This window comes from Sphingobium fluviale (genome assembly GCF_004122115.1).
Lineage (GTDB): Bacteria > Pseudomonadota > Alphaproteobacteria > Sphingomonadales > Sphingomonadaceae > Sphingobium > Sphingobium fluviale.
In genome coordinates this window covers 178,926-188,931 of the sequence record NZ_SBKP01000005.1, presented here as the reverse complement: position 1 = coordinate 188,931, position 10,006 = coordinate 178,926, and the positions used below count along the sequence as shown (strand labels likewise).

Below are 10,006 nucleotides of genomic sequence, written 5' to 3'. Positions count from 1 at the left end.
CTCAATAACGCCATGTCCAACACTCCAATATCCCCTGATCACCAAAGACAGGGAAGCGTTCAAACATGGGTCACTTCTCAGTGGAAATTACTCCCCACACCGGGTCAACTCTCAATGAAAATCAACATTCTTGGGTAAAACTCGGATTTGAAGGTGCGGCAGCTTGTCTGAATGCGGGCGTCAATGATCTTGGCGGAGTTCTGATGAACGAGTCGATCAGTCGCGCGGCCGGTGCATCCCACGGCCAGGAAGTGACTTTGAGGGATCTCGATCACATCGCCATGTCAGCTGGTCGGCCATTGCGGCAGCGCACCACTTTATATGCCGAAGTTCCAGAGCTCCATCTCTTGCACGGATAGATCGGTGCCCATTGCACGTAATCCTGAAGCTGTTTGACCCTGCCCGCCCCCTCTATTCAAGCCTAGTACGTGCTGCGTTAAATCTGACGCAAGATGCGCGCTCTAACTTTTTGTTGTCGCATCGTTTTTTGCCAAAAACCGGTTCGCACTTTTTAGCACGATGCTCTAAACCGCGCAGCAATCAGCCTGTGAATGCTTCGTTCTGGGCGGACCACCAGACCGGCAATAATTCATACCACCGCAATTCGGCGGTTTTGAGCGTGCTCTCAAGCTCCTGCGCGCGCAGTCCATTGTGACTATCACTGCTTCCCAAGATAATATCCGCCACCACGGCTCGCTTGAAATAATGGCCTATAGGATAGGCTTCTGTCATGCCGATCCCGCCGTGCATCTGAATAGCCTGGCCGCAGATGTTCTTGGCAGACCGGCAGACCAGCGATTTAGCCTGTGATACCAAACGCTGAATGGTGCTTTTGTCTTCCCCATCCACCGCCACCATCAGCGCGAACAGCATCGAGCGGGCGAGTTCCATTTCTGTCGCCATGTCCGCAATACGATGCTTGAGGGTCTGAAACTGGCCAATCGGACGACCAAACTGAACGCGTGTCCTGATATATTCTGCGGTTATCTCTATCGCACGCTCCATCACGCCTACCAGTTCCGCGCATAGCGCAATTGTGCCGTGCGCCAGACCAAGGCGCAGACCATCCAGCGCAGCATTGTCGATAGCCAATAGTTGCTCGGTTGGAACAAAAACGCCCTCAAAATTGAGCTGTGCGGCATGGCTCCCATCATGTAGTTCCACGGCGTGGATGTTGAGTCCGGGGGAAACAGCGTCCACCAATAGAAGAACCGGCTGATCTACAGCGACGGCCGAAACGATGAAACGATCGGCGACGGCTCCTCCGAGTACTAGCGTCTTGAACCCATATATTCTGTACCCGTCGGGCACGCGTTCTGCCCGAAGAAAGATCGGCTCCGGCATACCGCGAGTCTGCGGCTCGCTATAAGCCAGTGCGATCTTGCTCTTGCCCGCTACTACATCAGGCATGACGAGCGCGAGTTGCGATGCAGAAGCGACCGCGAGCAGCGTTTGCGGGGCCATGACTGCGCATCCCATATACGGCTCAACCACCAGCGCGCGGCCAAATTCATGAGCAATAACGGCGGTTTCTGAGGCATCTCCGCCAAGACCGCCATAATTTCTTGGGATGGCAGCCCCCAACCAACCGCGCTGCGCGAATGCCGTCCAATTGGATTCCTGTGCGTCCAATCCTTCTTGCAAGAGCGCGGAACGATCGCCGAAGCGGTATTTCTTCTCGGTAAAGCCGCGTACATCCTTTTTCAGTGCAGCTTGTGCGAAGTTGAGTTCGAAGTTCATATCAAAGGCCGAACATAGTCCGGGCGATAACGGTGCGTTGAATTTCGCTGCTGCCGCCGTAAATTGTCGAACCTCGGCGAAAGAACATTTCAGCAGCGATGTTGTCGGCGAAACAGGGGAGATGCGTGAACGGCCCTTCGTCCTTTGCGTCAACCGAATGCCTGCGGAGCGCCCCATAATCGCCCAAGGCTTCCACCAAGAATTCAGTGAGCCGCTGTTGAAGTTCGCTGCCCCTCAGCTTCAGCATCGATGACAGAGCGCGAAACGCAGGGGTATGAATTTGCGCTTGCTCCATGGCAGCAACACGGGCTGCCATCATCGAGAGAGCTTCTACTTCGCCTTCAAGCCGAGCAAGACGGGATGCAAATTCATGATGCTCTATCAGAAGGATGTGCCCAACGTTCTGGCTGCCGGCCAATTCTTTCAATTGCCACATATACGCGCGCAAGGCGGAGAGATCGGCTATTGCGGCATGGCTACCCTCCAGCAAGCGGTTAGCGATCGGCCAGCCTTCATTTTCAATGCCCACGAGATTGTCGACAGGCACACGAGCGTTCTCGAAAATCACCTCATTGAGGTGCTGAAAGCCCGCAAGGGTAGGAACCGGACGCACCGTCACCCCCGGAGAACGCAGGTCGGCCAGCAAGAGGCTGATGCCTGCATGTCTGTCCTCGCTGACCTGCGTACGCACAAGGAGAAATATCCAGTCAGCCTGATGCGCATGGCTTACCAGCGACTTAACACCGTTCAAGATATAGTAGCCGTCCTTTCGAACCGCTGCCATACGGATCGCCGCGAGGTCTGACCCCGCATCCGGTTCCGAGAACCCCTGAGACCAAAGACGCTCTCCATTCAGGATGAGCGGGATGTGCTCCGCCTTTTGGGCAGGGTTGCCGAACTGGTTGATCATCGGGCCAACGAGATACTGGCCGACAATATCCTGTGTCGGGGTGCCTGCGGCAACGCATTCTTCCTCAAACACAAGGCATTGCTGGGTCGTCCAGCCCGCACCGCCATGTTCCATCGCCCAACGCGGCGCCCCCCACCCTCGCCCGGTCAATATCTTCTGCCAACGAATGACGTCCTTCCGGGCCGACATCATCATGCGAGGCCGATAAGCCAGGTCCGTGGGGAGATGCTCACGAAGAAAGTCGCGAACTTCACTTCGAAACGCAGCCAGATCCATATCTGGCAAGAAATCCAAACTCGTTCCGCCGCCGATATCTATCGCGTTTTCTTCCGAAAATTGCGCTCCAGATTGTATCTTCACGAGCATACACTCCAATCAAAAGAAAAAGCGGATCATTGTGATCCGTTCAGGCCGAACCCCTTCCTCACAAACCCCATGTAGGTTCGCACAACGGTGTCGAGCGACCCGGTGTCGTTCGTGTCCCTTTCGAAATATCGCAAATAGAGATACTCACGGGCCGCCATGAGCATATAGGCCACCACCTCAAGCTCGCCGTCGCCAAAATGCCTTATATTCGCGGAATTCAGGCCCCGCCGAAGCGCACCAACGTAAGGCTTGGTTATCTGCTCAAAATGTTTTGAATGGGCTTCAGGCGCTGCTCCCTTCGCCTCGGTCAAAAGCCTGAAAAATCCGGGATTGGATCTCATATAGTCAATGAACGCGCGAAACCCTCGCTCCTCCTTGTCAAGAATATCCCGTGATCGCCTCACGCGTTGCCGAATGAAGTCCAGCATCTGCGCACCAAAATAAGGCAGAATCTCGTCGAAAAGCGCCTGACGTGATTCGAAGTAGAGGTAGAATGTTCCTTGAGCGATTCCGGCAGCTTTTGTAACGCGTTCGATCGTTGCGCCCGCGTAGCCATGTTGGCCGATCACAAGCATCGCGGCGCGGAATATCATTTCCCGCGCTTCGGGTGCCAGCTCTTCGCGTGTCATGCGACGACGATGACGACGCTCAGCCCTCGGTGCGCCCTCCTCAGGTGAATCACCGCCTGAGCGGCCAAGCCCATCGACATCACTGCCATTATGCTTGGACAAAGATTTTTCCAGCTGCATGACCTCCTGATCATGCGCCCTACTGGTCACGCCAGACATATCCCTCCTGCTCAGTCGGTTCTATTTTAATATGGGCCATCGGGGTTCGGAAGGCCGCAAGGAGCATGACGGCCTACCCTTTCCAAGGCAGGGTTACGATATGGCTGCGCAGTCGATGAGTCAATAGTCACTGAATCATTAGTCATCCTAGTCTATGGGACGCGCGTAGGCTTGCAGTATCTTTCCATCCCCCTATATTATGCACAGAGATGCATAGAATAAGGATGAGGGCATGGCGCGCCCACGTGAATTCGATCTTGATCAGGCCTTGCACGCAGCGCTCCACATGTTTTGGCAACGCGGGTTTGACGATACATCACTGGTAGATCTAGCCGATGCGATGGGCATCGTTCGGCCCAGCCTGCAGGCAGCCTTCGGCTCCAAGGAAGATCTGTATCGCCAATCGATCGAACTATATAGCCGAGAGATATTGGCATTCATTACCAGAGCCATCCGCGGCAAGACAGCGGCCGAGGTCTGTCGACTTTACTTAAAAGGCTATTGCGATCTTCTGAGCGACACTAAAACTCCAGCCGGCTGCTTCATGATAAAGGCGCTGGTTTCGGCTGGCCGCGGCGCAGAGGTTGCCCGTCAGGAGGGCGGCAACCGGCTAAAAACTTATGAGGAACTGCTGGAGCAGCGCTTTTTGCAGGCGCAGCAAGATGGCGAATTGCAGAGCGATGTCGACGTAGGAATATTGGCGCAAACCCTGAAGGTAATCGCGCTTGGCCTTGCCGTTCGTGCGGACATGGGGGCAACCCGCACCGACCTTCATCATATTGCGGATTTTTCTCTAACAGCGCTGTTTCCTGAATAGGCATGGCGAATTATATTCAAGCCCGCATATAATTCATTTGACCGACTTTTCCGCAAAGATATATGCAGAGCTGCATATTTCTCAGGAGAGTCGACATGACAACTGAAACGGTCGCTATCAGCGTCGCAATCGTCTACCACAGCGCCTATGGACATACGCAACGCGTTGCTGAGGCGATCGCGCGCGGGGTCGGTATGACTGCGGGAGCTACCCCACTGTTGTTGACCGTTGAGGAGGTACCCAGTCATTGGGACGACCTAGAAGCCGCGGATGCGATAATCTTCGGGGGTCCGACCTATGTGGGCAGCTTGTCCGCCGCCACAAAGGCCTTCATGGATGCATCGTCGCCTGTCGTGGCGGTAGAAAAACGCTGGAATGGTAAGATCGCGGGAGGCTTCACCAACGCCGGCTCTCGCGGTGGAGACAAGCAGAATTCACTGATCCAGCTTATGTCGTTCGCAGCACAGCATCACATGATCTGGGTTGGGCTTGGGCTTGGCTACGGTAACAACCGCCATAATACGAATGATGATATTCTCAACCGCGACACCTATTCGCTCGGCCTCGCGACTCAATCCAACATCGACCAAGGTGAAGAAGCCCCGCCCGCTTCCGACCTTCGCACAGCGGAATTTTACGGTCGCCGCATTGCGGATTTCGCGCAGATTGCGGTCGCGGGCCGCCGAGCATTGGGGCGCCCTGCGTTTCCTGACGGGCCGGGCGGTTCGGAAATTCACGACCCTGAACGACGGGGTATCCTCGCACCCACTACCTGAACCGATTGCTTATGGCCTCGATATTCATCGGCCGTTTGGGCTGAATTATGTTTCATGGCATGTGATCGTTGATCGCAAACTTGGTCACGCACTGCCTCACACCTGCAGCACTTATGCTATGCCACAATGCATTAGCTGCTGTTGGCGGAGGAAAATTCACGTCCCAGCCATCTTCTCAAGTTTCGAGAAGAAAAAACGATCGCTCCATAGCTCCAGTGATTTCTCCTCCGCTGGGCGCAGGAAACGCCTGACATCGTCAGCGGCGGCCTTCCAGTCGATGGCTGCAATGGCAGTTTCCAGCGTGTCCTCCAGCCATGACATATCAATTGTGAGGTCTTCCTGTCCCGCCCATGGCCCTTCCTGAACAAGGGCGGCCCGGAGATGCGTCAGATTTGGAGAGACCCTTTGAGAGACATACCAGGAAAAGTCGTACCAATCCCGGCCCTTCAGATAGCCTCGACACAGCAAAGCGTGGATTTTCAACGCGAAGTTGGATGACAAATCCTGATGTCGCACTTCGTAATCAGCCGGAAAATCGAGAAAGCTAGTCTGTTCGCCTGAGTTGGCTGGTGGATTGGTATCGATTTCCAGCTTGATCTTGATCGTTTTAGGTTGCCCCCTGTCGGCAAAGGTCAGATCGATCTGACTGGCGATCGAATTGTCCTTCAGCACCGCTTGGCGGACAGCCTCATCCATTTTCTCCTTGGGTTGGGCTTCCAGCTTCAGGCCAAACTGCCCAAAGACATTGACGAGCGTCGCCAGATAGGGCGCCCAGTCAAAATCCGGATTGGGGAAACGCAAAATAAAGTCGAGATATTCGGAGAAACGTGGCAGGCCGTGAAAGATGCGCAGACTTGTGCCGCCCCGGAAAAGGGCGACATCAAAGAAGTCACCGCGCCAAAGAGCGTAGAGGGCAATCTCCTGCAAAATCTCCTTGATCGCGTTTTCCTCTTCAATGGCATTTGTAGCGCCATATCCACGCAGCTTCTGTTGAATAAGTTCAATCACAGGAACCGCGCCCGTTTCTCGCACCCCGCATCGACAGGACCTCATGTTCAAGCTTATGCAGGAATTCGTTCACCGCCTTATGCTTGTAGACAGGCTTGAGTGCGACAAAGTCCTTTCGCCCAAGGCTGAGGAGCTGGCTCTCCTCAATGCGCATCCCTGTAGTGAGCCAGTCGGTTCCTGACCACTGCTCCTTCCTCAGGGCGACCAAGTCCATCAGCGCTCGCAACGGCGTTGCAACGAAAGCGGTGAGCTTGCCGAATTTGATACGTTCGACACTGGTCAGGAACTGGTAATCGTGGGTTGCCACTGGATGGAAGGTGAACCGGCCCATGGACGACGTTTCCTGGATGATCGTCTTGCGGCCCGGTGAAATACTCGCCGTCGTGTACACAGCTTCCGGGATCCAGCCATGGAAAGAAAGCGCGCTCTCAAGAGAAACATAGCTACCCGGCTGCAGCGCCTGCGCGACTGCGAAAGGATGGACAGTGTCGCTGCGATACTGCTTATCGAGAAGATAGGTGCCGCGCTTGAGGCGAATGAGCGAGCCATCTTTCAGGGCTCTGTTCACCAAACCATAGCGTCGAGCGTCGCCGCCGCCCAATACCTCGGCGAGTTGACGTTCATTGAAGATACGTCCTGCGAGATTTGCTTTCGTCACCTGTTCAACGAGCGACTTCATAAATTTCTCAATACTTCCAAAATGTGAAAGTTTGAAGAATTTATTAGTTAGAATTTTTGGAGGTTTGAGCGACCCGAATCATCCGCAAAAAATGATTAATGTCGGCTGATCGGGACTCGAACCCTACAAGTAAAAGTTAAGTGGTTATCATCCAAGGTATCGGGTAGAGTATATACGAATATTATTCATTTAAATCAATTTGATACAAGCAATTTCGAGTCCTCTTCTGCACCATTTGTTCTTCCGGGAGCGCCCGACTCGACGCTCGCCGACATCGGGGCCGCCTCCTTCAGTTCCATAGTTATGCGAGGACAGCCAGGTGGCCGGCACAAATTGAAATGTCGATTTTACTGATATGGGGCAGATCAGCAATCGAACCTCTCAATCAATGAAATCCTGATGTCTCAGCCAAGAGAGATCGTATTCGCGTAAAATGCTGCTATTTGATACGAGCATGGACACAGAAACAAATACGACGCCCCCGTCTGGTCTGAACAGCAAGATGCGCCTTGGTGAAGCCACCAGTGTTCGCAAGAGGGAGATTCTCGAAATCGCAGCGCAACTCTTCGCGCGCAAGGGCTACCATGGCACCTCCATTCGGGAAATAGGGAAGCAGGCAGGCGTACTTGGCGGATCGCTATACCATCACATCCAGTCGAAAGACGCATTGTTCGTGGAACTGCACAGCGCAGCGCTGGATACCGCAGCAGAGCGGATCGAGGCCGCGATAGCCAAGGTCAATGATCCCTGGGCAAAGCTGGAAGCAGCCTGCCTGACGTTACTGGAAATTCAGGCCGATGTGGATTCCTTGACGTTTCCACTGATGAACGACTTCCGCGAAGTTCCGCCCGATGTACGCCTCCAATTAATCGCGCGGAGGGACAAGTTTGAAGACCTGTTCCGCGCCTTGATTGAATCCTTGCCGCTTTCCAAGGACATCGATCGCTCCGTTTACCGCAACTTGCTGTTATCGCAGCTTAACACCGCTGCATATTGGTATCGCCCCGGTCGCCTGACGATAGAGGAGATCGGCCGGCAGATTGTGCGGATATTCCGACATGAGCGCAGTGAATGTTAGGTGGCGTTCAGACATGCACATAGTGTCATTGTTGCTATTGTAACAGTCGTTTGGTACAGTAGATTCTCTCTCATCCCTTCTGAGTAGGATTCCCATGCAACCCTATCTCCCTCCGGTCGCCGACTATCACTTCCTGCTAGTTGAAGTGCTCGGCTTCGACGCTGCCATGGCGGAAATTGGTAAGGCCGAAATCGACACTGACCTTGCGGTGAGTATTCTTGAGGAAGCGGGAAAATTTTGCGCCCAGACTCTTCACCCCATCAACCGCAGCGGCGATGAGGAAGGCTGCCACCTCGTCAATGGCGAGGTAAAAACTCCTGCCGGTTTCGGCGATGCCTATCGGGAGTTTGCGCAAGGCGGCTGGACATCGCTCTCTGCTGACCCGGAATATGGCGGACAGGGCCTGCCCTTCATCCTTCAACTCTGGCTCGATGAGATGCTCTCGGCCAGCAACCTGTCATTCGGGCTGGTCCCCGGCCTGTCACGCGGCGCAGCGGAGGCAATAGCCGCGCATGCCAGCGAGGAACTGAAAGCAACGTATCTGCCCAAGCTCGTAAGCGGTGAATGGACCGGCGCAATGGCTCTGACAGAGAGCAGTGCCGGCACAGACCTCGCGCTGCTGAAGACCAAGGCGACACCCAATACTGATGGCAGCTATGCCGTGACCGGGCAGAAAATCTTCATCTCCACCGGCGATCATGATTTTGGCGGCAATGTCATTCATCTGGTGCTGGCCCGCCTTCCTGATGCCCCTGAAGGCGTGAAGGGCATCAGCCTGTTCCTCGTGCCCAAATTCCTCGTCAACGACGATGGCTCGTTGGGCGCGCGCAACGGCATGTCGGTTGGCTCCCTGGAGGAGAAGATGGGCATCCATGCCCAACCCACCTGCGTGATGAACTATGACGACGCGATCGGCTGGCTGGTGGGCGAGCCCAATCGTGGCCTCGCGGCGATGTTCACGATGATGAACGCCGAGCGGCTGATGGTAGGCATCCAGGGGCTGGGCATTGCGGGCGCGGCCTATGGGCAGGCGGTCGGCTATGCCAAGGAGCGGTTGCAGGGCCGCAGCGCAGATGGCACGCGCAATCCGGTGCCGATTATCGAGCATGCCGATGTGCGGCGGATGCTGCTCAACATCCGTAGCTTTGTCGAGGCGGGCCGCGCGCTCGCCGGATGGACCGCGTTGCAGATGGAACGCGCCCATCATCATCCCGATGCCGAAGAGCGTGCCAAGGCCGATGCGCTGGTCGCGCTCTTGACGCCGGTGGTGAAGGCGGGCTTCACCGATTTCGGCTTCGAAAGTGCGGTGCAAGCGCAGCAGGTGTTCGGCGGCCATGGCTACATCCGCGAATGGGGCATGGAGCAATATGTGCGCGATGCCCGCATCGCCCAGATATACGAAGGCACCAATGGCGTGCAGGCGATGGATCTGGTGGGGCGCAAGTTCGGCCTTGCGGGCGGCGCGGTGGTGGAAAGCTTGTTCGCTCTAATCGCTGCAGATCTGGCCGAAGCGGCGAAGAGTGAAAGCGCCGCACTGATTGCCGAACGAACAGCCGAAGCGCTAGCGCTATTAAAGCAGACGACCGCCAACCTTAAGGGCGCCGATGTCGATAGCCTTGGCGCGGCGGCAGTAGATACCCTTCGCCTGTTTGCCCTGACGAGCTATGGCTGGATGTGGACGCGCATGGCCGCTGCCTCAGGTGGAGATAGCCCGTTACATGCCGCCAAGCGCGACATGGCGCGCTATTTCGCGTTGCGCGTGTTGCCGCAGGCGCACGGCCTCGCCCGCCAGATCGAGGCCGGGCCAGACCCGGTAATGGCAATTGACGCGGACGCTTTCTGAG

10 protein-coding genes are annotated in these 10,006 nt (G+C 55.5%); 5 read left to right on the top strand and 5 right to left on the bottom strand.

Annotation, left to right across the window (positions count from 1 at the left end; genetic code table 11):
- Positions 1-65 precede the first annotated feature (65 nt).
- Positions 66-359: a hypothetical protein gene (locus EQG66_RS07515; RefSeq protein WP_181951789.1), complete on the top strand. Its 294-nt coding sequence runs from the start codon at positions 66-68 to the stop codon at positions 357-359.
- A 181-nt stretch (positions 360-540) separates the two neighbouring features.
- On the opposite strand, the gene EQG66_RS07510 is transcribed toward EQG66_RS07515, so the two are convergent.
- The 3 genes from EQG66_RS07510 to EQG66_RS07500 are packed head-to-tail and all read right to left on the bottom strand — an operon-like array spanning position 541 to position 3,765.
- Complete coding sequence (locus EQG66_RS07510; RefSeq protein WP_129403962.1) at positions 541-1,740, bottom strand: acyl-CoA dehydrogenase family protein; 1,200 nt, start codon at positions 1,738-1,740, stop codon at positions 541-543.
- Position 1,741: 1 nt separating this feature from the next.
- Complete coding sequence (locus EQG66_RS07505) at positions 1,742-3,016, bottom strand: acyl-CoA dehydrogenase family protein (protein ID WP_220428642.1); 1,275 nt, start codon at positions 3,014-3,016, stop codon at positions 1,742-1,744.
- A gap of 26 nt (positions 3,017-3,042) precedes the next feature.
- A complete protein-coding gene (locus tag EQG66_RS07500; protein WP_164975620.1) occupies positions 3,043-3,765 on the bottom strand; it encodes a TetR/AcrR family transcriptional regulator in 723 nt (240 codons plus the stop codon).
- A gap of 271 nt (positions 3,766-4,036) precedes the next feature.
- Between EQG66_RS07500 and EQG66_RS07495 the strand changes: the two genes are divergently transcribed.
- Both EQG66_RS07495 and EQG66_RS07490 read left to right on the top strand, forming a co-directional pair.
- On the top strand, positions 4,037-4,621 hold the full coding sequence (locus EQG66_RS07495) for a TetR/AcrR family transcriptional regulator (RefSeq protein WP_129403960.1): 585 nt from the start codon (positions 4,037-4,039) through the stop codon (positions 4,619-4,621).
- A 95-nt stretch (positions 4,622-4,716) separates the two neighbouring features.
- Positions 4,717-5,397, top strand: a complete 681-nt coding sequence (locus EQG66_RS07490) for a flavodoxin family protein (protein WP_129403959.1) — start codon at positions 4,717-4,719, stop codon at positions 5,395-5,397.
- A 156-nt stretch (positions 5,398-5,553) separates the two neighbouring features.
- Here the strand turns inward: EQG66_RS07490 and EQG66_RS07485 are convergent, their stop codons facing one another.
- Positions 5,554-6,405, bottom strand: a complete 852-nt coding sequence (locus EQG66_RS07485; protein WP_129403958.1) for a nucleotidyl transferase AbiEii/AbiGii toxin family protein — start codon at positions 6,403-6,405, stop codon at positions 5,554-5,556.
- A complete protein-coding gene (locus tag EQG66_RS07480) occupies positions 6,398-7,084 on the bottom strand; it encodes a type IV toxin-antitoxin system AbiEi family antitoxin domain-containing protein (RefSeq protein WP_129403957.1) in 687 nt (228 codons plus the stop codon). Before EQG66_RS07480 ends, EQG66_RS07485 begins: the two co-directional genes overlap by 8 nt.
- A 502-nt stretch (positions 7,085-7,586) precedes the next feature.
- Between EQG66_RS07480 and EQG66_RS07475 the strand changes: the two genes are divergently transcribed.
- The gene (locus EQG66_RS07475) at positions 7,587-8,162 is read left to right on the top strand and encodes a TetR/AcrR family transcriptional regulator (protein WP_245987939.1); all 576 of its coding nucleotides are present in this window, start codon (positions 7,587-7,589) and stop codon (positions 8,160-8,162) included.
- Positions 8,163-8,256: 94 nt separating this feature from the next.
- Complete coding sequence (locus EQG66_RS07470) at positions 8,257-10,005, top strand: acyl-CoA dehydrogenase family protein (protein WP_129403955.1); 1,749 nt, start codon at positions 8,257-8,259, stop codon at positions 10,003-10,005.
- The last annotated feature ends 1 nt before the right edge of the window (position 10,006 follow it).

Bases quoted from the DNA above. Each gene is read 5' to 3' on its own strand.
- EQG66_RS07510 (WP_129403962.1), bottom strand. From the start codon at position 1,740: ATGAACTTCGAACTCAACTTCGCACAAGCTGCACTGAAAAAGGATGTA.
- EQG66_RS07480 (WP_129403957.1), bottom strand. From the start codon at position 7,084: ATGAAGTCGCTCGTTGAACAGGTGACGAAAGCAAATCTCGCAGGACGT.
- EQG66_RS07490 (WP_129403959.1), top strand. From the start codon at position 4,717: ATGACAACTGAAACGGTCGCTATCAGCGTCGCAATCGTCTACCACAGC.
- EQG66_RS07515 (WP_181951789.1), top strand. From the start codon at position 66: ATGGGTCACTTCTCAGTGGAAATTACTCCCCACACCGGGTCAACTCTC.
- EQG66_RS07495 (WP_129403960.1), top strand. From the start codon at position 4,037: ATGGCGCGCCCACGTGAATTCGATCTTGATCAGGCCTTGCACGCAGCG.
- EQG66_RS07500 (WP_164975620.1), bottom strand. From the start codon at position 3,765: ATGCAGCTGGAAAAATCTTTGTCCAAGCATAATGGCAGTGATGTCGAT.
- EQG66_RS07475 (WP_245987939.1), top strand. From the start codon at position 7,587: ATGCGCCTTGGTGAAGCCACCAGTGTTCGCAAGAGGGAGATTCTCGAA.
- EQG66_RS07505 (WP_220428642.1), bottom strand. From the start codon at position 3,016: ATGCTCGTGAAGATACAATCTGGAGCGCAATTTTCGGAAGAAAACGCG.
- EQG66_RS07470 (WP_129403955.1), top strand. From the start codon at position 8,257: ATGCAACCCTATCTCCCTCCGGTCGCCGACTATCACTTCCTGCTAGTT.